This is a genomic window from Cohnella pontilimi (genome assembly GCF_005049045.1).
In the GTDB taxonomy this organism is placed as follows: Bacteria; Bacillota; Bacilli; order Paenibacillales; family Paenibacillaceae; genus Cohnella; species Cohnella pontilimi.
Window position 1 is genome coordinate 297,491 of the sequence record NZ_SUPK01000001.1, and the last position, 24,354, is coordinate 321,844.

Sequence of the window (24,354 nt, forward strand, 5' to 3'; positions counted from 1 at the left end):
TTTGTAGGATTGGAGGCGGATCGGTTGAGCGCAGCGTCTGCTGTGGAATTCATAGGGATCGGCAAAAACTACGGTTCCGGCCAAGTATTGAACAATTTCAATCTTTCCATTCCCAGCGGCCGGATTGTCACACTGATCGGACCATCGGGTTGTGGAAAGACGACGCTTCTGAAGATGATCAACCGGCTCGTGGAGCCGGACGAGGGTACGATTCTGGTGGAAGGCGCCGACAACAGCCGGATCGATCCAGTCGCCCTAAGAAGAAAAATCGGGTATGTCATTCAGCAAATCGGGCTGTTCCCGCATATGACAATCGAGGATAACGTCACCGTAGTCCCCCGGTTAAAGGGAGAAAGCAAGAAAAGCCTAATTGGCCGCGCGGCGCAATTGATGGAAATGATCGGGTTGGATTTCGATTCGTTCCGGCACCGGTATCCGCATGAGTTAAGCGGAGGTCAGCAGCAGAGAATCGGAGTCGCCCGGGCATTAGCGGCGGAGCCCTCCATCATCCTAATGGACGAGCCGTTCAGCGCGCTCGATCCGATCAGCCGGGTACAGCTGCAAAATGAACTCATGAGGTTGAACCAGACCGTGAAGAAAACGATTGTTTTCGTCACACACGATATCGACGAAGCTTTGAAGATCGCCGATCAGATCGTGCTTCTGAAGGACGGCCGAATTGTCCGGTCCTCCGCGCCGCAGCAATTTTTGGCCGAGCCAGTGGACGACTTCATCCGCCAGTTCGTCGGAGAAGAGCGTTTTCGGGAAGCAGAATGGCAAGTCCGTAAGAAGCCGGCTGAGCCTACGTCGCAAGAGGATGTGGAAGAATGAATCGTTTATGGCACGCGTTTGCAATCGATTGGGAGAATATTCTCGCCCGAACGCAGGAGCACATCATCCTCTCGTTCATTGCCGTGGCGGCGGCATGCATCATCGCCATCCCGATGGGGATCTACTTGACCCGCCACAAAAGGTTGGCTCAGCCTATTCTCGGCGTGGTATCCGTCATACAGACGATCCCCAGCTTAGCCATGTTCGGGTTCATGATCCCGCTGTTCGGGATCGGAACGCTGCCGGCCGCGGTCGCGCTAACTCTGTATGCCCTGCTGCCCGTCCTTCAGAACACCTATGTCGGGATCAATGAAGTCGACCCCGCCTTGATTGAATCGGGCCGCGGGATGGGCATGACGAAATGGCAGGTGCTCCGGATGGTTCAATTGCCGATCGCCACGGGTTTTATCATGTCCGGCGTGCGTTTGGTTGCCGTTCAAACGATTAGCGGCGCCACCATTGCCACTTATATCGCGGCAGGGGGGCTAGGAGATATCATCACGCGCGGCATAGCGATGATCGATACGGTATCGATCCTGGAGGGAGCCATACCGGTTTGCGTTCTCGTCCTTGTTGTCAACTTGCTGCTTCTGGGCCTGGGCAAGTTGCTGATGCCGAAAGGCCTCCGCAAGCGTTAATCCGGTTTCAAGAACTTATTCCTATAGGGAGATGAACAACATGGTTGGATTAAAGAAAAAAGGGTTGATCGCAGCTGTTATCGCAGTCTTGATGCTGCTCTTAACGGCTTGCGGAGGCGGTAAAGGAAATTCGATCACGATTAGCAGCAAGGGGTTCTCGGAGCAGGATATCCTGGCCAATATGGTCAAGCTGCTCGTGGAAAACAACACAGACATCAAGGTCAACCTGAAAAACAACCTGTCCGATAATGTTTTGTTCGAAGCTTTCAAGAAAGGCGACATTGACGCGTATGTCGAATATACCGGCACCGCGCTGCTGCAATATCTGAAGAAAGACCCGCTCTATGATGATAAGCAAGTATATGACGAAGTTTACAAGGCTTATAAAGAGCAATACAAATGGACTTGGCTCGAGCCGATCGGCTTCAACGATACTTACGCATTGGCCATCCGCCAGGAGGACGCCGACAAATACGGTATAACCACCACCTCTCAGTTGGCCGAGCAGTCGGACAAATTCGTATTCGGAAGCGCACAAGAATTCCTGAACCGTCCGGACGGACTGCCTGCGATTAAAGAGAAGTACAACATGAAGTTCAAAGACGTGAAGGCTTTCGGCGCTCAGTTGGATTACCAGGCTCTGTCGCAAAAACAAGTGGATGCCATCATCGTCTATACGACGGACGGCCGAATTCCCGCGAACAAGATCAAGGTGCTAGAAGATGACAAGCATTTGTTCCTTCCGTACGATGCGGTTCCGATCATTAAGGATTCCGTTCTGGAAAAGCATCCGGAGCTGAAGGACGTCCTGAATAAACTCGCAGGCAAAATAACCGATGATCAAATGCAAGTGCTCAACGGAAAAGTCGATAACGAAAAACAAAAAGCAGAGGATGTCGCCAAGCAATTCCTGACGGAGCAAGGCCTGCTGAAATAATCGAAATCGTGGTTACAGCGGTTGTACGGAAGGAGGGTAAGTCATGTCGGAAACGGATGCCGATTTGCTGCAAACCTTGGATCGCGGGCTGGACATTCTCATGAGGATGGTCGATTCCAATGGGGCTTGCGGAGTCGCCGAGTTGTCGGCTGCCTCCGGCATCAATAAATCCACCACCTTCCGGATTCTCCGTACGCTTCAGCGGCGCGGTTTCGTTTCCCAGCTTCCGGACGGCAAGTACGAGGTGCGCGTGGAAACCTTCCAGTTCATTTTGGATCGCTTGTCCGGAAGAATAAATCTTCAGCGGATTGCCCGCGGCGAGCTGGAGCGGCTGGCTTCCAACGTGAATGAAACGGTCACGATTTCCATTCTCACGAATGGGCAGGTTCAATGCATGGACAAAGTGGACAGTACCGCCGCAGTTCACGTGACGCATTTACTGGGGCGGCTAAGCCCATTGCATGCAGGATCTTCCGGAAAAGCCATTCTGGCGTTTATGGAACCGAAGGAGCGGGAGAAGCATTTGAATGCCCAGCCTTTAAAGGCGTATACGGAGCATACGATTACGGACCGTGACGTGCTGGAGAAGGAGCTGGCCATCACCCGCACCAAAGGGTATTCCGAGTCGCACGAAGAATTGGACCCGGGCGTCAGCGCCGTCGCGGCGCCGTGTTTCGACCGGTTCGGCAGGGTGATCGGAAGCATTACGATCCTAGGCTTTTCTCAGGAATTTACGGAAGAAGCAAACATTCGATACGGAGAGGCAGTTAAGCAAGTGGCGGCCCAAATATCGAGTCTGCTCGGTTATCCATTATTGAAATGATAAGAACATATATCCTAAGGGCCGCGCACAGCGCGGTTTTTTTGTTTAATAGAGATAATTCCCGTTGTGTACCAATCCCATGTTGTTGACTCCAACCCCGCCTACCAAGGCTGCGGTACGCTTCCTCTGTTTCCGGGGGGTGCATTGAGAGTTAAATTTCTTTTCCTATTTCTGACCGGCAATCAAGAGGAACACTACTCATTCATGATAAAATGAGGATAAAACTGGAAGGTTATGATCACGGTTTTACGGCCATAGAGGGGTTATGCGGAGATGAAATAGATTCGAATTGGTTTCGCAATAATGTCATCATGATGAGACCCGGTTAGGATCATTCCTAAATCTCGGGTTTTTTTCTATCTAAAATCCAATTATGGAGATGAGAGTCTTTGAAACGATACGCGATCGTAGGCGCTGGTTCAAGGGCGCTGAGCATGTTTGCGCGCCCGCTTGTTTCGGAATTGAAGGACTGCGCCGAGTTGGCCGGTATTTACGATATCAATCGGCACCGGGCGGAAGCGATGAGCACACAGTGCGGAGGCATTCCTGCTTTTGACGATTTTGACCGGATGCTCGAAGCCGTTAAGCCCGAAGTCGTCATTGTTGCCTCCATAGACAGCACTCATCATGCTTACATCATCCGTGCCCTTGAAGCCGGCTGCGACGTCATCACGGAGAAGCCGATGACCATCGATGCAGAGAAGTGCAGAGCGATTCTCGACGCCGAGAGGAAGACGGGAAAAAAGGTTGTCGTCACCTTCAATATGCGGTTTGTTCCCTACGTAGCCCAGATCAAACGCCTGCTCGATGAAAATGTGATCGGCGACATCTTAAGCATACAGCTGGATTGGTCGCTGGATCAGTCGCATGGAGCCGATTATTTCCGGAGATGGCATCGTAAGCTCGATAACAGCGGAGGCTTGCTCGTACACAAATCCACGCATCACTTCGACATGGTGAACTGGTGGCTGAACGATGAACCGGAGGAAGTATTCGCATTCGGTGCAAGGAAGTTCTATGGCCCAACCAGAGACGAGCGGGGAATCCGCTGCTTGAACTGCCGCTATCAAGCCTCATGCGAGTTTTACTTTGATATCACTGCGAACGCCTTCACGGATACTTACTATTTACAGGCTGAGCATCATGACGGCTACATGCGGGATGGCTGCGTATTCAGCGAGGACATTGACATTTACGATACGATGTCGGTCAACGTTCGCTATTCCGGCGGCGCGCTTTTTACTTACTCTCTTGCCGCTTACAGTCCATACGAGGGTTGGAAGGCGGTGCTCATCGGCACGGAAGGCCGGTTGGAAGCGGAAGAGTATTTTAGCGGAGTTCACAGCGGCGAGACCGTTCAGGAGATTCGGCTGTACGACGGAAAGGGCGGATTACAAACGATACCGGTGAACAGTGCGGAAGGTGATCATGGAGGAAGCGACGAGAAATTGCGAAGAGCGATATTTGCAGGGGACGATTCCGATTCCTTGGGCCAGCAAGCAGGATCTTGGGCTGGAGCGATGTCGCTTCTCATCGGAGCTGCCGCGAATTTGTCCATCGACACCAAGAAACCCGTTACGATCAAGGAGTTGTTGTCTCCCTAATTTTGATAGTCATTGTTATGGAAGTTCACCTAAATGTTAAGCCAACGCAAAAACGATGAAATAACGAGAAAATCGGTCATTTCTTTATCTGTTCATTCTTCGTAAACTACGGACATAAACGCCTGATTAACAAAATTATGAAAGCGCATTCTTTTCGGTTGGCGAAAGGGGAACGTTCATGAAAATCTCGTTTACTACATTGGCTTGTCCCGATTGGTCATGGGAAAAAATCGTCGAGGAAGCCGCGCGTCTCGGTTACGACGGAATTGAAGTCCGTGGGATCGGAAAGGAAATGTTCCTGCCTAAGTGCGCGCCGTTTCTTCCCGAGAATCGGACCCGCACGATGAAGGAACTGGAATCCAAAGGATTGGAAATATGCTGCCTGGATACGTCCTGCGTGTTTCACAACGAACAAAATTTCAACGCATCTGTGGAAGAAGGGAAAGCGACGATCGATTTGGCCCAGTCGCTTGGCGTTCCTTATATCCGGATATTCGGAGACGCGATTCCGTATTCGGATCGAAGGGAGCAGACCATCGCGCAAGTGGCTCGCGGGGCGGCGGAACTGAGCCGCTATGCGGAAGGCAAAAGCGTTCAGGTACTGTTGGAAACGCACGGAGACTTCGCCGACTCGAATGCGATGCTCGCCGTCATTGACGCCGTGGACAGCGAAGCATTCGGTGTTTTGTGGGATATCAACAATCCTTACAAATACGAGCCTGGAGAAACGATGATTGAAACCTACGACAAACTGGGCCGCCATATTAAACACACACATATCAAGGATACGCTCGGAAGAGGTCCGGCGGCCAAAATAATGCTTGCCGGCGAAGGTGATGTTCCCATCTCGGAATGCGTATCCATTCTGCGGAACAACGGCTATGAAGGATGGCTCTCGTTCGAGTGGGAGAAAAGGTGGCATCCGGATATTGAGGAACCGGAGGTTGCCCTCCCGCAATTCATCCGGCATATGAAAAGCATGCCATAAGGAGGCGAGCGGGAATGGCTAAGCAGATCAATGTAGCCATCATCGGCCAAGGAAGAAGCGGAAGAGATATTCACGCGGATGCGCTGATTAGGCTGCCTGAATTGTACAAGATCGTCGCAGTCAGCGATCAGCTGGAAGAACGCCGGATCAAGGCGGAACGCGAATTGGGATGTGCCGCGGTAGCCGATTATGCCGAGCTGTTCGAAAGGGACGATGTGGATCTGATCGTGAACTCCACGCCCAGCAACCTGCACGTCCCCGTATCGCTGGAATGCTTGGAACGCGGATTCCATGTGTTGTGCGAGAAACCGCTGGCGAGACGAGCCGCAGAAGTCGACCGATTGATGGAAGCTTCGAGTGCCGCAGGAAAAACACTGGCGGTTTTCCAACAGTCCCGCTACTCGCCTGCGTTTGTAAAAATCCGCGAGATCATTTCTTCCGGTCAAATCGGACGTGTCGTGCAAGCCTCTTTCACCACAAGCGGATTTTCACGGAGATGGGATTGGCAGACGCTGCAGGACAAAAACGGAGGCAACCTGCTAAACAACGGATCCCATCCGCTTGACCAGGCTCTTCAGCTATTCGGAACGGATGCGATGCCGAATGTGTTTTGCAGGATGGACCGTGCCAACTCTTTCGGAGACGCGGAGGATTACGTCAAGGTGTTTCTGCATGGAGAAGGCAGGCCAGTTATCGATCTTGAAATTTCCTCCTGCGACGCCTTTCCCAAGCCTGCCTTTCTGGTTCAGGGGACGCGGGGCGGGATCAGCGGTTCCGTCAGCCGTCTGCAATGGAAATACTTCCTTCCCGAGGAGGCGCCGGAGCAGCAGCTGGTGGTCGAACCATTGTCCAGAGCGGACGGCACGCCGGCGTACTGCCGGGAAGAGCTCGTGTGGCATGAGCAGAGCTGGGAAGCGTCGGGGGAAGAGGCGCAACAGATGTACCCGTATATGGCCGCGTGTTATTACCGCATGCTTCACCTCTCTTTGACCGAAGGAACGCCGCTTGAAATCACCGTTCCGGAAGTCAGACAGCAAATCGCCGTCATCGAAGAATGCTTTCGCCAAAATCCGGAATTTACCCGGCGTCAAAACTTTTAATCTACTGTCACAGGAAGAGGAGGAGCGCGGATGGAGAACGCAACTCTGAACACCGAAGTCGTATCCCGTGCGGCGTTAACCGTCCCAAAGCGGAGCCTGGGTTCCCGATTGTGGAAGGAACGGTATTGCTTTTTGCTGCTGCTGCCAGGACTCCTCTACTTTATCGTGTACCGATACGTTCCGATGCTGGGCAATATTATCGCTTTTGAAGACTACAGCCCGTTTCAGGGTTTCCTTCACAGCCCCTGGGTCGGCATGAAGCATTTCCAGCGCATCTTCGAAGATGCGGAAGTCGTACGCGTCATTGGCAATACGCTCCTCTTGTTTTTCCTTCAAACGGTGTTCGCTTTTCCGGTTCCGATTGTGCTCTCCCTGATGTTGAACGAAATCAGAAGCGAGCGCTACAAACGAACCGTTCAATCCATCGTATACTTGCCTCATTTCCTCTCCTGGGTCGTCGTGATCGGCATCGTCACCATTTTCCTCAAGACGGAAGGCTTGGCAAATAAGGTGCTTTTTACGTTGTTCGGAATGGAGCCCATTTCCTACCTGCAGGAGCCGCATTGGTTTATGCCTCTCATCGTGTTGGAGGGCATTTGGAAGGATTCCGGCTGGGGGACGATCATTTTCCTTGCGGCACTGGCCGGTATCAATCCCAACCTGTACGAGGCCGCGATCATGGACGGCGCCAACCGTTGGAGGAAAATTTGGCACATCACGCTGCCGGCGATTCGGGGAACAACCGTCATTTTGCTCATCCTCACCCTTGGAAGCGTGCTGGATTCGGGCTTCGAACAAATTTTCCTGATGCTCAATCCGTTCACGATGGAAGTCGGCAACGTACTGGATACGTTCGTCTATTACAAAGGGATTCAGCAGTCCGATTTCAGCTTCGGCACCGCGGTTGGCTTATTCAAAGGCGTTGTGGGTCTCATTCTCATCGTTTCCGCAAACTGGCTGGCCAAAAAAATCGGTGAAGACGGTATCTTCTAAAAGGGGAGGAGGGACGGTCATGCTCAAGAGCAGAACGTTTGGGGAACGGGTCTTTGACACGGTCAACATCAGTATGCTGGCGATTATCGGGCTGGTCATGTTTTTCCCCTTTTATTACATCGTAGCGGTTTCGTTCACGTCCTATGAGGAATTTGTGCAGTCCGACCTTATCTTGTGGCCTAAAACATGGGTTCTGGACGCCTACCAGTTCATCTTCAACTCCAAGGAATTCATCCGCTCGATCGGTGTTACGGTGTATGTGACGATCGTCGGGACACTGTTCAATCTGTTGATGACCTCCACGATGGCCTATTCCCTTACCCGCCGGATTTGGGGGCAGCGGTTTTATCTCTTTCTGGTACTGTTCACATTCATATTCGGCGCCGGACTGATCCCGACCTACCTCGTCGTGAAAGCGACCGGGCTGATCGACAGTTATTGGTCGCTGATCATCCCCGGCGCAATTAGTTCGTTCATTCTGATCGTGATGCGGCAATTTTTCCTAAGCATTCCAGAAGAGTTGATCGAAGCCGCCTATATCGACGGAGGGAACGAATTACAAATATTCACGAGGATTATCGTTCCGCTGTCCAAGCCGGCATTAGCCGCTTTCGGCTTGTTCTACGCGGTTGGACATTGGAACGCTTATTTTTCCGCGATTCTTTACTTAAACGATCCGACGAAGTGGACGGTTCAAGTGGTGCTGAGACAAATCGTTATTCTCAACGACGCAACCAACACACTTGCTTCCGCTACTAGGGAAGCGGCGCGGTCCGCTCACTTGCCGCCGCCAGAAACGGTGGGCATGGCTGCCATCCTGCTCGCCACGGTACCAATTCTTGTCGTTTATCCGTTTCTGCAAAAGCATTTTGCCAAGGGAGTGATGCTCGGTTCCGTCAAAGGCTGACCGTCTGTCGGACCTCGTGACCTCGCATAGACGATCTACCGCTTGATTGATGGATTGGAATCAATATGGGAGGGGAAAACATGCATTCGAAAAATTGGATTAAAAGTTCGACGATCGCGGTTTTGATCTTTGTCGTCATTGGCTGCAGCTCATCGAAAAATACGGATACGAATACGAACACGGTTTCGAAATCGCCGGCAGACTCAGCAGCGACATCCACCCAGACAGCATCGCAGCCGCCGGAGTCTAAGAAACTGACCATCTCGATGATCAACGGTTCATGGGCCAGCCCGCTTCCGTCTCCAACCGGAGAAGGAGTGAACATGATCAACGAGAAGTTCAACATCAATTTGAAGCCTCAATTCATCCCTTATGACGAATTGACCAACAAGCTTCCGGTGATTATGGCTGCCGGCGATTTACCGGATATGATCGGCATGGAGAGTGTGGACGCGAATTTTGTGAAATGGGCCAAGCAGGGAGCTTTCCTGCCGCTTAACGACTACATCGATAAATACCCGACGCTAAAGGCGGTGCCGAAGAGCGTATGGGATGCGGTAACTGTCGATGGCAAGATTTATGCGATTCCGCAGTATTTCCCTGTAAAATACGGAAAAAAGCCGATTATTCGCAAGGATTGGCTCGATAATCTCGGTCTTCCCATGCCCACCAACTACGAGGAACTGAAAAAGGCAGCCATCGCCTTCACGAATGACGATCCGGACAAGAACGGCAAAAAAGACACTTACGGACTCGGAATGGGGAAATTGATCGTCTATGGCGGCTGGATGGGAGCCGGTTACGACAACGTCTGGTATTACAAAAATGACAAAGGCCAGTACATTCCGGGCAACATCTCGGAAGGCTTCAAGAAACAAATCACCGTGCTTCGTGATCTCTACAAAGCCGGCGCCATTAATAAGGATTGGGCGGTAACCAAGGTAGGGGACATGCGCAAAGACTTTTTTGCCGGCAAATTCGGGATTTGGTACGAGCAGCCATACGATATTTCGGAAACCCGGTTTAAGGATCTCAAAAAGATAAATCCGACCGCTGAACTCGCGGTCATCCCGGCTTTCGCTCAGGAGGACGGCGAGCAGGGATATCCGGGGCTTTCCGGCTACTATCAATTAATGAGCCTGAACGCAAACCTGAAAGACGATCCGGATAAGATCGACCGGATTTTGCAGATGGAAGACTATTTCAGAACGTTCATCCCGCCGGCCGACAGAAATCCGCAAAACGCCGATTTTGACTGGATGAACGGATTTGTCGACAAAGCCTATACAATGGTAAACGGGATCGCCGTGGATAAGGAAAACGTCACCGATCTCCAGCCCAAATCTTACATTATCGATCGCGGATGGGCTCCGGATGATGAGTCGAATGAACCGGCTGCGGTCATTCAGGATCCGTTCACGAAGAGCTTCATACAAGGTGCAGTGGATTTGCTCAAAACGTCGAAATTTTATCTCAACCCGATCGACCGCATCCACTCCGAAGTATTGGACGCCAAAGTCTCCGAACTCGACAAAGCGGTGAACGACCACCAAACGAGGATGATCGTAGGACAAGAGTCCTTAGACAAATGGGATGACATGGTTCAGGAATATTTGAGAAAAGGCGGCCAGGATATCATTGACGACGTCAATCGGAAAATGCAAGAAGCTGGCGTGACCGGGGAATGGAAGTAAGGGTCGATCAAGGGGAGGCAACTCCCCTTTTTCCAATGGAAAGCTTGATGTTCTGGAGGTGGGGAGATGGCGGAAAAAACTTATGACATCGACTATTCGACCCGGGTTGAAACCGGGCATTCAGACAAGTTGAAGAGCTTCTTGAACGCGGATATGAAAGTGTTTTTCGTGCCGAGCGTCCATTATGGCCGGGAAGTTGTGGAGCTTATTCAACGAACAGGACTCGGCTACGACACCGTGACCTATGACCGGGCATGGGATTTAAATAAATGGGGAATCGGCGATTTTTACGACATCAGAGCCGCAATCGGCGATTTCCGTGTCATTCTGGCCAATCTGGAGCGGCTCCTCACTTCAGACGAACATTTTGACGCGCTTGTCATACCCGGGATCAACGGTTGGTCTTATTTCACCGAGCCAACCCGGCAGGCGATTCTGCGGCGTGTGGAAGCGGGAGCCGGATTAGTTTTGGTCAAGCCGTTTCATGGGAGCGGGATGGAGAAGGCGGAGGAACTCGAGCTTCTGTCGCCGCTCATCAACCGGTTCGAAGAGGGATTTGGCGAGGACTCGAACGCGGGCGGCGGATATCCCCGCATCGCGTTCGAATTGCTGAAGACCAGCAATTGGAAGCCGGAGAAACATTATATAACCGACGGGATTCCGTTCGAAATTTTTCCCTACCAGGAAATCGCTTATTATCCGTATGATTCGTCCGGAGAAGTCATTATCCGCAGTGAGTCAGGTGATCCGATCGCCGCTGTGAAAGAGTACGGCAAAGGAAGGGTTGCCGCGTTCGGTTATAATCCACGTGACATTCTCCCGCAGCACAGCGCGTTTACCGGCAAAGAATCAACCTACGACGCCATCATCGACGGATGGAGCGGAGCGAAACACAGCGGATCTTTTCCGTATCTTGAATACTTCTATGAACTCCTATACAGAAGCATCATCTGGACGACTCGCAGAACACCGGAGCGTCTGATTGCTGAGGCTGCGGTGACCGGCGGCAAGGTTACGATTGAACCGTCCGAGAACACCGGATTGTCCATACGTTACACGATCAAAGATTTATACGATTCGGTCATGGCCGAGGGTGAAGTCTCTTCCAACTCATTTACGCTGCCGGAGGCCTGCGCGCTCGGAGGATCGTACCGGGTGGAGCTGTCTCTGATGGACGGGGACTGCTTGTCGGATTGGGCCACGGTACCGGTACAATATCCGCTGACCGCATCCATTGCGGCAGTTTCAGTCGGTGCGGATTCTATTCGTGCCGGTGATACATTGGAAGCAGAAGTATACGTGACCGGCGCGAAGAGCGAATGTAAATTATCGGTGGTCGATGACTTCGAGCGCATCGCCGCACAGCAATGGTTTAGTGTGGATGGCGAAACACGTCTTCCATTCAGCTATACCGCAACGCATGTGAAATCCCTTCATGTTCGTGTCCGGGTTGAACTGTTCGTTGACGGCCATATGATTCATAGGGTGGAATCGCAGCCGGTCGTGGTTACACCGGCAAAGCGCTCTCTCGACGACTTCGAGGTGTTCATGAGCCCGCAGAATCGGGGTCAGGGAGAATGGCTGCCGCTCGTCGGGCAGTTATTTCGCGAGATGGGGGTAACCGGGCTGTTCCCGGGCAGCTCCAAAACGTTGACCATGTCCGGGGCTCGGGGACTAGGTGTGTACTGGTACCATCGGCATGCCTATGTACAGCGAAAAGAATCGTATTGGCGGACCAAGGACAAATTGTTCCTGCATCGGATTCCGTGTTTGAATGACCCGGAGTTTTGGAGCGAAATGCAGGTTCGGATTACAGAGACGATTCGCAAATACAGGAAATACGGCCCCGTCTCCTATTTCGCCAATGATGAGGGATCGCTGACTTGCTACGTGGATGAATTGGATTTGTGCTTTTGTCCGCACTGCATGAAAGAGATGAGGACTTGGCTGCGGGAACAATACGAGGATTTGAACGAATTGAACGGCGTCTGGGGAACCGGCTTCACCGGTTGGGAGGACGTCGTTCCTTACACGCTGGAAGAAGCGCAAAATTCCGGCCGGTTCGCTCCCTGGGGGGACCACAGGCGGTTCATGGAGCACACCTTCGCCGAGGCTTACCGCAAAATACTCGCTTTCATCCGGGAAGCCGATCCGTCAGGCGTCATCCGCATGTCGGGTTGCCAAGCATCCACCGCTTATTCAGGCTATGACTATTACCAGTTGCACCGTCATGTCGGCTATTTTGAAGCTTACGGCGTCGGCAACCAGTTTGAATTCCACCGGTCGTTTGCCAATCCCGGCACCATCATCGGGGGCTGGTTTGGCTATGGAGCTGAGGGGAAGGCGGTCCAGAACCGGATTTGGAACGCCGTCTACCACAATCTCACGCTGATCAGTATTTTTTGGGAATATAGCTGCCTGAATCCTGATTTTACATTTAGCCGAAGTGCGAGGGATATGAGCGAAGCGTTCCTTGAAATCAAGCGGGAAGGAATCGGGAAGCTTCTGCTGTATGGGGCCCAAAGAGATTCCCTCGGCATCGCGGTCCATTATTCCATGCCTTCCATACACGGTTCCCGCATCAAAGAAGATACGACGCGTTTCGAATCGAACCGCCAGGGATGGATCGATGTCCTGGAGGATTTGGGCTTTCAGTATAATTTCGTTGCCACGCAGCAGATCGAAGCCGGAGACTTGATCGCTGACGGATACCGGCTGCTCATTTTGCCTTACTCCATTGCGCTTAGCGACCGCGAAGCGGAGGAGATCAAGCGGTTTGCGAATCATGGAGGCCTCGTGGTGGGGGATTTTCAAACCGGCATCATGGACGAGCATTGCGTACAGTCAGAGATGGGGAAACTCGATGATTTGTTCGGTATTGAGCGGCTGTCAACGAAAGCAGGGCCGTTCTACATCAATGAAGGCTTTTGCACGAACGCCGATTTCCCGTATTTTGAATTCAACTTGGCGCATATTCCGGGAAGAGAAGACGAGGATTCCGATTTGAAGATGGCGGAATTCGGCACCCGGGCGAAGGAAGGGAAAGCCGCGTACTTCGACGATTTTATGCGAACCGTCGCTTCCGTGGTCGTCAGGGAGTACGGGCGAGGTAAGGGGGTATATTTGAACCTGGCGGTAGACCGCTATCCGGCGCTTCGCAGCAGAGGAGGCTTCGCTCTTCGTGAACTGCTGAAGCATGTTCTTGGACTCGCCGGTGTCGAAAAACCCTCGAGCCTGAAGCGGGCGGACGGCTCGCCGGTTGAGCAAGGTTACGAATCGGTCTATTACCGCGACGGCGATGTGAGGTATGTATGTATCCAGAGCCGGCTAGAGGAGCAGGCGCTGGGTCATGACGGCCTCGCTGTCGGGGCCGGACGGGATTCCGTGGAGCGCTCGGAGACGCTAACCGTAGAATTTGCCGCGGCGGGAAATGTTTACGATGTGCGGCGGAAGACCTATCTCGGATATACGAACAGTATCCGCACGGAGATCACGGCAGGAGACACCTGCATTTTTGCCGTATTGCCCTATCGCGTGACCGGGATTGAACTGGGCGTTCCGCATACGATCAACCGAGGACAAACGGTTGATACGTTCATCCGCATCGCGTCGGATCATCCGGAGGAGAATCACCGGCACGTAATCAGCGTCAATGTTTATAACCCGCTTGGAGAGTATGAATGGATCTATTCCGAGAACCGCGCTGTGACTGGAGATGAATGCTATATCACGCTTGCGATTCCCTTTAATGAAACAACGGGCAAATGGAAAATTCGCGTCAAAGATGTGGCAACCGGAGTGACGGCTGAGTCCGAATATGAAATCGTGTGAACCGCGAGGAGGGGGTGATACGATGTTCAAAGTATCGGATTGGGAGGAATCGGCAACCAAAGCGAGAGAGATGTCATACATCGACGCGTACCCGGAAATAGAGGAGTATCACCAGAACGAATTGTTAAAGTACTTGGACCGCAGAAATACGGAGTACTTGGTCGCCCGCAAACGAATGACCAAGTCCATCGATACAGCCGAGAAAGCGCAAGCTTACGCGGCTGACGTTCGCGAACGGTTCAGACGCTGCCTCGGTTCGCTGCCCGGCGGGCGGGCCGACCGCGTATACGTGACGAAAACGCTGGATCAGGGCGGCTACATGATCGACACCGTTTATATTGAAAGTATTCCGGAGCAATTCTTGACGGCCAATTTCTATTACCCCAAAGGGGTAAAGGCTCCGCTGCCTGCTTTCTTGTTTCTTTGCGGTCACGCGTCTGAGGGCAAGGCTGCAGTGCCTTATGTTTCCTTTTGCGTGGAAGCGGCGATGAACGGCTGCTGCGTGCTCATTTTCGATCCGGTGGGTCAAGGAGAACGGCGTCTCCGCAATACGGGAGAAGGCACGGGGGCTGAAGACTTTTTGGATCCGGTGGAAGCCCACTGCAAGCTGGACCGGCAGCTCAGTTTGTCGGGCGGGCATCTGGCTCAATTGATGATGAAGGACAACGTCAAAGCGCTGGATTATCTTCTGTCGAGAAGCGAGGTGGATCCGGCGAAGGTGGCGGTGACAGGCAACTCAGGGGGCGGTACGATGGCCGCCTACATGGGCGCTTATGACGATCGAATCCAGGTTGTGGCGCCTTGCTGCTATATCACCGAACTTCGTGCGTTGCTGTACCGGATTTTGGCGCAGGATGCAGAGCAGTGCCTTCCGTCTTTCATGCTGGAAGGGCTGGATCACAGCGATCTGGTGACGGCTGCGGCTCCTAAGCCTTATTTGATCGGCTCGGCCATGTTCGACTTTTTTCCGATCGACGGAACCCGTGATGCCTTCATAGAAGCACAAAAGATGTACAGACTGCTTGGCGCCGCGGACCGGCTTGATCTGCACGTGTCGATTGCGGGGCACGGGATGTGGAGAGACATGAGAGAAAAGGTGATCCGCTTCGTGCTGCATCACTTCCATTCGGAGTTCCCGGGCGTTGAGATTGACTATGCCCGGCTGCCCGGCGAGGAGCAATTGCTCTGCCGAACGGATCAATCGGCCGTTCCGGAAGCGGAGAAAGCTCTGCAGGATTGGATTCGCAGCCGGTCAACCGAACGAGGAAAATCACACCTGGAGGAAAATCCTACACGGGAACAAATCCGAAAGACGCTCACAGAACGGTTAAATATCACTCTTCATCAGCCGGTGGTACAGACGCAACTGACGGATGCCGAAGGGGAGAAGGAAATCATCCTTTCACCGGAACCAGGACTGAACATCGTCGCATCGTGGAAGAAGAAGGCGGAGATTGGGCAAAACATTTTGCTTATCGTCGGCGAACCGGATGAATTACGCGCGGCGGAAGTTTCCGCCGGTTTCTCGGCGGTGATGACGGTCCATCCCCGCGGAACCGGACCGTCCAAGCCCAACGCACGCAGCAGCTTTGGCATATTCGATCCCGAGACTGCTAGCAACTATAATATGCGCATGTTGGGTCAAACGCTGCAAGGAATGCGGGTCACGGATGTATTGGCGGCCATGCGGCTAGCGAAAACGATTCCCGGCTATGAGAACGCGGAAATTTCACTATACGGCAAGGAAGAACACGCCTTAACAGCCTTATATGCCGCCGCACTAGGCGACGCCGATGGAGTTGTGCTTGACCGTTTACTATACAGCTTCCGACTCATAGCCGAGCATGGTGAGCATGCTTGGGGACCGGCGATTTTCGTGCTTGGTCTGCCGGAGCGTATGGATATCGGCGATGTGATTTCCGCTCTGCCGAAAGATCGAGTGAAAGTGCACGGTGTCCTGGACCATATGAAAAAGGAGGGAGCGTATGAATGGTACTGATGCGAAGTTGATGGGCAGGAGATTGGTGTTTCCCGAAGCCTTCCAGTGCACGTTCGAATCTTCGGAATGGATGCCTTCAGCCGTGCCGGACGACAGCGTCCTGATCCGGAACGACTTCAGTTTGATCAGTCCCGGCACGGAACTCGCCTTATACACCGGCACGCATATCGATATCGACAATCTGCTCAACACATGGGCCAAGTTGCCGTTTTATCCCGGCTACGCTTCTGTCGGAGAAGTGATCGCAATCGGCCGATCGGTACATCAAGTACGTGCCGGCGACCAGGTGCTTGCGCTCGGTCATCATGCGGACTACGACTTCATCCCTTATTCGGAGGAATTCATTCTGCCGTTTCCGGAGCAGTTAGATCCGCGGCATGCGCTGTTCGCCAGACTTGCTGAGATCTCGTCCAGCGCGATTCTTCAATGCGCGAGATTCAGGCCCGGCGATGTGGTTGCCGTGATCGGGATGGGACTGATCGGCAATTTGGCGGCGCAGCTCTTCGCGCTGCAAGGAGCTCGTGTCATCGCTATAGACTTGATCGAACAAAGGCTGAACATGGCCAAAGCCTCGAACATTACAAATACGATATGTCCCGCACAAGATATGGATCTGAAAGAACAGGTGAAAGAGGCGACGGGCGGACGTCTGCCGGATATCGTCGTCGAAGCGACGGGAACTCCGTCACTGGTGAACGTATCCCTGAATCTGGTGCGACGGCACGGACAAGTGATCTTGCTCGGATCTCCCAGAGGGACGGCGGAAATCGATATTTATCGGCACATTCACAGCAAGGGAGTTTCGCTGATCGGTGCGCATGCCAACGTCAAAGCCATCGACGGAATTCCTTCATCAGCCGAAATGTGGCGGTATGCTCTGAGTTTGATCGCCAATCGCCAGCTCTCGGTGGAACCGCTCATTACTCACGAGCTTTCGGCCGATGAAGCGCCGGGCGCCTATGACATGCTGCTGAACCGCAAAGAGGAGGCGCTCGGCGTCATCTTGGACTGGAGGAAACGCTGAAGAGCCGGAGTTACTGAGCTAGAGATACGGCAAGCGTTTTCCGGTACGCATCCCAATCGCTTCCATTGGTTGACCAGGAAACTTGTTCTTCCATTGACACTTCATGCAGCGACTTGGGAATCGCTTGTCGGGCGACGGCGTCCGCTTCAGATGTTCGGCCCCCTTGGGACAAGAGCCACAAGTATTCGTAATCCTGAATGCCCCGGCGCATGTTTTTCATCCGGATCGAGCTGATCGGCCCGTCGATGCCGCGGTCCTGTTCCCGGAAATACGGTTCTCTTCCGGGATAGAAGAGAATGCCGTCCCCGTTCCCCCAATGGACACCATGATCTCCATAAAACGGGTCTTCCCGGTCGGACACATGCATAAACGTTACCGGATACGCGAATACGTTCTGGTGCCATCTGCCGCGGGGACCTTGAGAATTATGCTGCCAGTGGGTGGCGTGCCATAAGAAATACAAGTCGATCCGATGCTGCCACTGGATCCAGGCGTTGACACGCATATCGACGGCGTCCCCCTCCAATATCACCGAGCCGTGAGAAGGACGATAACCGTTGTAAAACCACATCTGTTTGCCCGTTTCATCGCATTTTGACTTTTCCTCGCGATTGAACATGCCCGCGCACCAAATATCGATGGCATGCTCGATTTCGGCCGTATAGGTGCGGGTTGTAAAGAACGGCAAACGTCGACCGGCACCGGCTGAACCTTTAATGATCGCGACTTGTTCGTTAATCCAGTCGAACTTGCTCGCTCTCGGTTCGTCGATGAGATAAAGGAAGTAGCGGCCGTTCCATGCTGATTGTTCAAACCAATCGACCCATTTGTCGGCCTCCGCCTGCATTTGTGCAGGATCGTTGCCCAGCACGCGCGCGCCGTACATGCCGATCGGGAACACACGGTCGCCTTGGCCGATTCCCGGGCCTTCATAGCCGTTGTCCCGCGAGTAGAAGTCTCCGTTGAGGTAGGGCTTATTACGCTCTAAATGTTCTTTGTCAAAAGGCTTTGTGTGTATGGGGAAACCCACCAGATCGAACCGGTGTCTGTGGGCCATCTTGCGAAGCGCATCATCGCAGTTGTCCAGTCCGGGAAAGTAGCTGGCATAGTCGGCCGCATATACCATCGAGGTGCTATGGTTTTCGTGCGGCAGGGTAAAGTCGTACAGAAGCAGCTCCACCGGAATTTGTGCAGCCTGCTCCCCCTCGGCGCTTACCGTAATGTATCCATCATAGTAACCAGGGGGCAGCGATCCATCGTCCGGAATGTAAAGATCGACCCAGAAGCCTTGGTTCATCCCGGGCAGAACATTCATATCCGGTATTCCGCCCTTTCGGCCGATTCGGTGAGGGATCAAGGCGTCCGGAATCCAGCCGGAACGGGCAAGAGGCGGGGCGGATGGGGCGTAAAACCATTGAGGCTTGGTACTCAGCTCCGGCGGAACAAACAAATAATGCTCGGCAAACACTTCGATTCGCCTGCCGACGTAATGGTTCGGATCGTCCGGATACGGCTCCTCGTTCACGATCCTTGCAGAGGAGCTGCCCCGGTTCGTCAGCCCGGACATATCGACCTGCAGCTGCCGTATTCCGGATGCGCCGGCTGCTACAATCAGTTGAAACGCGATGGTTTCGTTCCTTCCGCCGAAAATTCGGATTCGTTGTCCGTCCCAGACGCTGTTGCCGATTTTGTTCGGGTTTCCGGTATCCTCGCGCCGGATTTTCTCTCCATCGTTCACTGCCCAAATGCCCGCAATTGTTGATTGCAATTGCATCCGCTCCCTTCCCGAAATGACCTTACGCCATCATTTAAACATGCCGGTTTCGGGAGCTTCAATGATCATATTTTTCGATAGTAACAACAATTATCGGTTTATCCCAAAGTAACGACGAGGGGAAGACGCGACGATGATCAGACAACTGACGCAAAATGATATCGACCAGCATCTCGCATTGACGCAAGCCGCTTTCTTCGTCACATTCACCGAATCGCAGCTGGAGGAAAGGCGGAAGATGATCGTCCCCGAACACTTCTGGGGCTACTTTATTGAAAATCGCCTTGCCGCCCAACTGGCGATTCTTCCGCTGCGTATCTACATACAGGGAATTCCTTTCGAGATGGGCGGAATCGCGCACGTGGCTTCGTATCCGGAGCTTCGGAGGCAGGGCATGGTCGGCAAACTGATGGTCAACGCGCTTGAAGTGATGAAGCGGAACGGTCAAACCGTGTCGCTGCTCAATCCTTTCAGCTTTTCTTTTTATCGCAAATACGGTTGGGAATATTTTTCCGAAATCCAATCGTTTCAGCTGAAAATGAGCAGTGTCCCCCGTTATCGGGATTGCGACGGATACATCCTCCGGAAAAAAACGCAGGACTGGGAATTGGTTCATAAGCTTTACGATACATTTGCCATCCGATACAACGGCATGCTCATCCGCAGCCGCGACCACTGGCTTGACAGCGTATTTCCGAGAAAGCTCGGGAATTTGGCGGTCTACTATAAAAGAGATGACGTGCCGGCGGGGTACATGCTGTATACGGTAACGGATGATTTCATGAAAATCCATGAGTTCGTCTATACGGACGAGGAATCGAGGAGAGGTCTTTGGCAGTTTATCGGCAATCACGATTCGAAGGTCCGGCAGCTGTCGTTCCAGACGCCGATTGACGATCCGTTTGCTTACACGCTGTACGAACCGGGGGAAGGTCAAAGAGTCCATCCCAACTTCATGTTTCGTATCGTGGACGTCGGCTCGTTTCTCCGGCAATGCCGATTATTGCCAGCTTCGCAGGAGGAGACGATACGCGTTTCATTGTCGGATGAGCATGCCGCCTGGAACAGAGGCGTCTGGGAAATAAGCAGAAAACAGGATGGCATCGCAAACATCCAACGAAGCTTCGACGCTGACACGGCTGATGTCAGCTGCGATATTCAAACGTTCTCCAGCATGATGATCGGCCGCGTACGACCATCGAAACTTCATCAGCTTGGCTGTCTGGGCGGAGGTGAAAGCGGTGTCGAACGTTTAGAGCGATGGATACCCGGAGCCGTACCCTTTCTCACCGATATGTTTTAAAGGAGGAATGGATGATGCGTATTCAAGTACTGGAAAGCGCCGAACAGTTGGGCCAGGTGGCGGCTCTGCACGCTTCTCGATTTCTGCAGCAAAGGATTTTAGAGAACGGGGAAGCCCGGCTCGTACTGTCGACCGGCGCCTCCCAATTCGAATTTTTCAAGTCGTTCGTGACCATGGAAGTGGACTGGAGCAAGGTAGAGATGTTTCATCTGGATGAGTACGTCAGTTTGCCGGAGAGCCATCCGGCCAGCTTTCGCGCTTATCTTAAGACACGATTCATCGATGAAGCGAATTTGAAGAAGGCCCATTATATCGATGGAGAAGGCGACATCGCCGAGCAAATTAGGCTGCTGAATTCGGAAATCAGCAAAAAGCGCGTCGACCTCGCGATGATCGGCATCGGTGAAAATGCCCACATTGCGTTTAACGACCCGCCGGCAGATTTCGAAACCGACCAGCCATACATCGTGGTCGAACTCGACGAAGCCTGCAAAAGACAGCAAGTACGGGAAGGCTGGTTCGACTCGGTTGCTGCAGTCCCGAGCCAGGCGATCACGATGAGTGTTCATCAGATCCTTCAAAGTGATTGCATCATCTCATGCGTGCCTCAAAAAGTGAAGGCGGAAGCGGTTCGAGCTACTGTGGAACAGCCTGTCAGCCCAGCGATTCCCTCGACCGCTTTGAGATCTCACCCCGATTGGACGCTTTATCTGGATACCGAATCGGCATCGGCCTTGAAAGGGAGGGCATCGCTTTGACGATCTGGGAACGGCTCGGCATCATCACCGATGAAGTCTCGGCAAGTCTGCAACAATCACTCGACTGGATGGTGGAGCACGGCTTGAGGTATGCCGAAATCCGTATGGTCGACGGCCGTAACATCATGGAACTGTCGGATTCAGAAATTATTAACGTAAAAGAACAGTTGGATCGAAGAGGCTTATCCGTCTCGGCGGTCGCTTCACCCGTTTTTAAATGCGCATTGGATCCGCTGCGTCCTGTGGCTGTCGGGGATACGTTCGGTCACAAGGAAGAAAGCGTCTCTGCTCATTTTGAGAAACTAAAGCGGGCCATGGAAATCGCGAAAATGCTGGATACGCGGATGATACGGATATTTTCGTTCTGGCGGGAATCCGATCCGGCGCCGGTGGGTAAAAAGATTATTCAACATTTGCGCCGTGCCGCGGATCTGGCCGAAGCCGAGAATATGCTGCTTCTGCTTGAGAACGAACCGTCTTGCAACGGCGGCACGGCACCGGAAACCGCTTATTTCGTCAACCGTGTAAATTCATCCGCATTACGTGTGGTATGGGATCCCGGCAACGAACAATTTGCTGGACGAGCCGCTTATCCGGACGGGTACGAACAGGTCAAAAATATCGTCGCGCACGTTCACCTGAAGGATGTCCGACCCGGCTCGAACGGATTGCCGGAATGCGTTCCGATCGGTTCGGGGGTTGTTGCCTACCGAGAACAGTTGGCCCGAATTCTAGAGGATGGTTATCCCGGCTTATTTATCATTGAGCCCCATTACATTCCGCAGGGCGGCACGGCTCGGGAAGGTGCTGCTTTGTGTTTGAACGGATTGCGGACATTGCTCCAAAGTGACGGATTCACAATCAGCCGGTAAGTTCCGTTTTGCGATATTCGCTCGGCGTTACGCCCGTGAACTTTTTGAACATCCGGTTAAAGGAATTGATGTTTTGATAACCGACCCGGGCCGCCGCTTCCTGGATCTTGATGTCCGTGTTCATGAGCAGCTCCTTGGCCAGATTGATTCTTACCCTATTGACGTAATCCACGAAATAGATTCCGGTTTTTTCCTTGAAATAAGTCGATAGGTAACTGCGTGTTATGCCCAGCTTATCAGCCAACGTATCCAAAGAAACATCTTGCTGATAGTGTTTCTCTATATACTCGAAGACGAAGCTGGTAATATGATCCCGCTTTTCCTTTTTGGATCGGATCGGTTCCGAGAGCTTCGACATCCAGATTTCCAGCAGCGACTCCAGTTCTTCGAACGTATAACAATGCTTCAGAAGGTCATGTGCCACATCCAGAGAATCTCCGTCCAAGCGATGGAGCATGTAAGCCTTTTTGGCTTTGAGCATCAAGCCTCCGACAAAGGACCTCACTTCGAATTCGGTCGCCGCTTTTTTCTTTAAGTCCGCGAGTTCCTTCTTCACGATTTGCAGCAAGTGAGCCTCGTTGCCGTTACGGAATCCGAGATCGATTTCTTCTTCTTGGACAGGCAGAAGAAAATGAATATGTGCCGGCTTGGTCTCGTTTTGGAACAACAACTGGACATCGTCATCAAACTTTCTGCACAGCAGCAGGTCTTTTACTTGATGGTAAGACAGGTCGAACGCCTCCTGTGCTTCACGCCGGCAGCCCACGGCCATCGTCACAAAACAGTAGGCATAGTCCAGCTTCAACACGTGCCCAATTTCTTTCAATGCGTCGAGCAAGCTTCTTTGCGGCTGTTCCTCGTAAACAACGGATAAAATCTGGTCGTTCTCCATCTGAAACGTAAGAGAGCTCGGACAATATTCGGACATGACTTGATTGATATATTCACTGATATACGAAGCGGCACGTTCTTCATCTACCTCGATCTCTTCCAGTTGGCCAGGCTTAAATGTCAATTGAAATAATACGAATCGGTACGGCTTGTTCGCATCGATGAGATCCGAAAGGAAGTTCACGTTGCCCCGGATTTTTTTAAGCTTGGTGATATACGCATAATGACGCAGCAGGGAGTGGTTGATCTGTAAATTGTGGCTGATATCGCGATTGGTTTGTAAAATATGCTCGATTTTCTCTTGGATCAATTTATATTCCTTGATATGGCTTCTGTCCGGAACACTGAATTGGAGCCTCGCAATGGAATCGACTATTTTGCGAACCGGTTTGTTCAATTTCACGCTGAACATGAAGGAAGCTGCAACGGCAATCAAAATCGATAGGATTAACAGAACGACAAAAGTGACGTTCCACTTCATCTGCGATGCGATGTTATCGTCTTGAATGATGTTCACGTAAGTAAGGCCGGAAATTTCCCCTTTTTTATAAAAAAAGTAGTACTTTCCTTGTTTGACGTAACCTTGAACGTCGGAGAATGCGGGGAACGTAACGGAATCCATGCTCTTATTGTCGTAAAGCTGGCGCCCGGCCGCATCGAGAATGTAAAAGTTGTCGTTAATGGAGCGGTGAAAGGCTTGATACATTTTTTCCGTATCCGCCATGGCAATCAAGCTGACCGAAGGATGATTATGATTTTTGATGATTACAGGCATCAGCTGCTTCGAATTGGATCTTCGATTGTTATAATCCACTTCAGCAAATTCGGAGCTCGGTAAAACCCGCAAATGCGGTGGCTGATCAAGCTCGGATTTCCTGAACCCATCCGGATAACCCGGGCTGTTCAAATAACGGGCAATCATTTTCTCGGCATCGGAGCCGCGGGATCTCTCCAGCATCATCCCATTCGTTTCAAAATGGATGATCAAATTGTTCAGGTAAAGAGACGGATTCACGACCAAATTATCGATGTCCTCCATCAGCAAATGAGCTTCTGCATAATCAAAATCCGGGTTGTCGAGTTTGGACAGCCGGTCGATCATCGAGAAGGTGAGCACGGCGTTTTTGATGAGTTCTAATTGGTGTTCGTAGCTACCCGTCGTGTTTTTCAAATTGACTTCGTTATATCGGATGATTTCCTCCTTGATATGGCCGCGAAAAAAGAAAAGCGAATATAGGAGAAAGGAGGTGAGCAGCAGCACGATCGCCAAAAAGCAGGTTAACAGCCAGATAAACAGAGACGGGGGCGTTTTCGCTCTCCATGTTGATAACGCTTTCATGTTTCCTGTCAATTTCATGGATCGAGCACCTGCCTTAACGCAAAGACT

General features: G+C 52.2%; 18 protein-coding genes. 16 read left to right on the forward strand and 2 right to left on the reverse strand.

Features of this window, described 5'->3' with window-relative positions:
• The first annotated feature begins 24 nt into the window (after positions 1 to 24).
• From E5161_RS01565 to E5161_RS01625, 13 genes are all read left to right on the forward strand, one after another.
• Entirely contained in the window at positions 25 to 831 is an 807-nt protein-coding gene (locus tag E5161_RS01565; RefSeq protein ID WP_425456424.1) for an ABC transporter ATP-binding protein, read from the forward strand.
• Positions 828 to 1,469 carry an ABC transporter permease gene (locus tag E5161_RS01570; protein ID WP_136775833.1) on the forward strand — a complete coding sequence of 214 codons (642 nt, stop codon included), beginning with the start codon at positions 828 to 830 and terminating at the stop codon, positions 1,467 to 1,469. Before E5161_RS01565 ends, E5161_RS01570 begins: the two co-directional genes overlap by 4 nt.
• Positions 1,470 to 1,509: 40 nt before the next feature.
• A complete protein-coding gene (locus E5161_RS01575) occupies positions 1,510 to 2,406 on the forward strand; it encodes an ABC transporter substrate-binding protein (RefSeq protein ID WP_169306546.1) in 897 nt (298 codons plus the stop codon).
• A 43-nt stretch (positions 2,407 to 2,449) separates the two neighbouring features.
• Positions 2,450 to 3,229 carry an IclR family transcriptional regulator gene (locus E5161_RS01580; RefSeq protein ID WP_136775835.1) on the forward strand — a complete coding sequence of 260 codons (780 nt, stop codon included), beginning with the start codon at positions 2,450 to 2,452 and terminating at the stop codon, positions 3,227 to 3,229.
• A gap of 389 nt (positions 3,230 to 3,618) precedes the next feature.
• The gene (locus tag E5161_RS01585) at positions 3,619 to 4,833 is read left to right on the forward strand and encodes a Gfo/Idh/MocA family protein (protein ID WP_136775836.1); all 1,215 of its coding nucleotides are present in this window, start codon (positions 3,619 to 3,621) and stop codon (positions 4,831 to 4,833) included.
• A 178-nt stretch (positions 4,834 to 5,011) separates the two neighbouring features.
• A complete protein-coding gene (locus E5161_RS01590; protein ID WP_136775837.1) occupies positions 5,012 to 5,821 on the forward strand; it encodes a sugar phosphate isomerase/epimerase family protein in 810 nt (269 codons plus the stop codon).
• Between the two features lie 14 nt (positions 5,822 to 5,835).
• Complete coding sequence (locus tag E5161_RS01595) at positions 5,836 to 6,921, forward strand: Gfo/Idh/MocA family protein (protein WP_136775838.1); 1,086 nt, start codon at positions 5,836 to 5,838, stop codon at positions 6,919 to 6,921.
• Positions 6,922 to 6,951: 30 nt separating this feature from the next.
• On the forward strand, positions 6,952 to 7,914 hold the full coding sequence (locus E5161_RS01600; protein ID WP_136775839.1) for an ABC transporter permease: 963 nt from the start codon (positions 6,952 to 6,954) through the stop codon (positions 7,912 to 7,914).
• Positions 7,915 to 7,933: 19 nt separating this feature from the next.
• Positions 7,934 to 8,821 carry a carbohydrate ABC transporter permease gene (locus tag E5161_RS01605; RefSeq protein ID WP_136775840.1) on the forward strand — a complete coding sequence of 296 codons (888 nt, stop codon included), beginning with the start codon at positions 7,934 to 7,936 and terminating at the stop codon, positions 8,819 to 8,821.
• Between the two features lie 80 nt (positions 8,822 to 8,901).
• A complete protein-coding gene (locus E5161_RS01610) occupies positions 8,902 to 10,515 on the forward strand; it encodes an extracellular solute-binding protein (protein ID WP_169306547.1) in 1,614 nt (537 codons plus the stop codon).
• 66 nt (positions 10,516 to 10,581) lie between these two features.
• The gene (locus E5161_RS01615) at positions 10,582 to 14,346 is read left to right on the forward strand and encodes a beta-galactosidase (RefSeq protein ID WP_136775842.1); all 3,765 of its coding nucleotides are present in this window, start codon (positions 10,582 to 10,584) and stop codon (positions 14,344 to 14,346) included.
• Positions 14,347 to 14,368: 22 nt separating this feature from the next.
• Entirely contained in the window at positions 14,369 to 16,345 is a 1,977-nt protein-coding gene (locus E5161_RS01620) for an alpha/beta hydrolase family protein (RefSeq protein WP_169306548.1), read from the forward strand.
• Complete coding sequence (locus E5161_RS01625; RefSeq protein WP_136775844.1) at positions 16,332 to 17,369, forward strand: zinc-dependent alcohol dehydrogenase; 1,038 nt, start codon at positions 16,332 to 16,334, stop codon at positions 17,367 to 17,369. The genes E5161_RS01620 and E5161_RS01625 overlap by 14 nt, the downstream gene beginning before the upstream one ends.
• Positions 17,370 to 17,379: 10 nt before the next feature.
• On the opposite strand, the gene E5161_RS01630 is transcribed toward E5161_RS01625, so the two are convergent.
• On the reverse strand, positions 17,380 to 19,143 hold the full coding sequence (locus E5161_RS01630) for a DUF4091 domain-containing protein (protein WP_136775845.1): 1,764 nt from the start codon (positions 19,141 to 19,143) through the stop codon (positions 17,380 to 17,382).
• Positions 19,144 to 19,276: 133 nt separating this feature from the next.
• Here E5161_RS01630 and E5161_RS01635 point away from each other — a divergent pair, with 133 nt between their 5' ends.
• The 3 genes from E5161_RS01635 to E5161_RS01645 are packed head-to-tail and all read left to right on the forward strand — an operon-like array spanning position 19,277 to position 22,076.
• On the forward strand, positions 19,277 to 20,446 hold the full coding sequence (locus E5161_RS01635) for a GNAT family N-acetyltransferase (protein WP_136775846.1): 1,170 nt from the start codon (positions 19,277 to 19,279) through the stop codon (positions 20,444 to 20,446).
• Between the two features lie 11 nt (positions 20,447 to 20,457).
• Positions 20,458 to 21,204, forward strand: coding sequence for a glucosamine-6-phosphate deaminase (locus E5161_RS01640; protein WP_246042057.1), 747 nt, complete (start codon positions 20,458 to 20,460; stop codon positions 21,202 to 21,204).
• On the forward strand, positions 21,201 to 22,076 hold the full coding sequence (locus E5161_RS01645; protein ID WP_246042058.1) for a sugar phosphate isomerase/epimerase family protein: 876 nt from the start codon (positions 21,201 to 21,203) through the stop codon (positions 22,074 to 22,076). Before E5161_RS01640 ends, E5161_RS01645 begins: the two co-directional genes overlap by 4 nt.
• Here the strand turns inward: E5161_RS01645 and E5161_RS01650 are convergent.
• On the reverse strand, positions 22,066 to 24,324 hold the full coding sequence (locus tag E5161_RS01650) for a helix-turn-helix domain-containing protein (RefSeq protein ID WP_136775847.1): 2,259 nt from the start codon (positions 24,322 to 24,324) through the stop codon (positions 22,066 to 22,068). The genes E5161_RS01645 and E5161_RS01650 overlap by 11 nt on opposite strands.
• Positions 24,325 to 24,354 lie beyond the last annotated feature (30 nt).

Excerpts from the sequence above, each read along its gene's own strand:
- E5161_RS01570 (WP_136775833.1), top strand. The coding sequence starts at position 828 with ATGAATCGTTTATGGCACGCGTTTGCAATCGATTGGGAGAATATTCTC.
- E5161_RS01595 (WP_136775838.1), top strand. The coding sequence starts at position 5,836 with ATGGCTAAGCAGATCAATGTAGCCATCATCGGCCAAGGAAGAAGCGGA.
- E5161_RS01575 (WP_169306546.1), top strand. The coding sequence starts at position 1,510 with ATGGTTGGATTAAAGAAAAAAGGGTTGATCGCAGCTGTTATCGCAGTC.
- E5161_RS01650 (WP_136775847.1), bottom strand. The coding sequence starts at position 24,324 with ATGAAATTGACAGGAAACATGAAAGCGTTATCAACATGGAGAGCGAAA.
- E5161_RS01640 (WP_246042057.1), top strand. The coding sequence starts at position 20,458 with ATGATGCGTATTCAAGTACTGGAAAGCGCCGAACAGTTGGGCCAGGTG.
- E5161_RS01600 (WP_136775839.1), top strand. The coding sequence starts at position 6,952 with ATGGAGAACGCAACTCTGAACACCGAAGTCGTATCCCGTGCGGCGTTA.
- E5161_RS01625 (WP_136775844.1), top strand. The coding sequence starts at position 16,332 with ATGAATGGTACTGATGCGAAGTTGATGGGCAGGAGATTGGTGTTTCCC.
- E5161_RS01620 (WP_169306548.1), top strand. The coding sequence starts at position 14,369 with ATGTTCAAAGTATCGGATTGGGAGGAATCGGCAACCAAAGCGAGAGAG.
- E5161_RS01635 (WP_136775846.1), top strand. The coding sequence starts at position 19,277 with ATGATCAGACAACTGACGCAAAATGATATCGACCAGCATCTCGCATTG.
- E5161_RS01630 (WP_136775845.1), bottom strand. The coding sequence starts at position 19,143 with ATGCAATTGCAATCAACAATTGCGGGCATTTGGGCAGTGAACGATGGA.
- E5161_RS01580 (WP_136775835.1), top strand. The coding sequence starts at position 2,450 with ATGTCGGAAACGGATGCCGATTTGCTGCAAACCTTGGATCGCGGGCTG.
- E5161_RS01590 (WP_136775837.1), top strand. The coding sequence starts at position 5,012 with ATGAAAATCTCGTTTACTACATTGGCTTGTCCCGATTGGTCATGGGAA.
- E5161_RS01605 (WP_136775840.1), top strand. The coding sequence starts at position 7,934 with ATGCTCAAGAGCAGAACGTTTGGGGAACGGGTCTTTGACACGGTCAAC.
- E5161_RS01615 (WP_136775842.1), top strand. The coding sequence starts at position 10,582 with ATGGCGGAAAAAACTTATGACATCGACTATTCGACCCGGGTTGAAACC.
- E5161_RS01610 (WP_169306547.1), top strand. The coding sequence starts at position 8,902 with ATGCATTCGAAAAATTGGATTAAAAGTTCGACGATCGCGGTTTTGATC.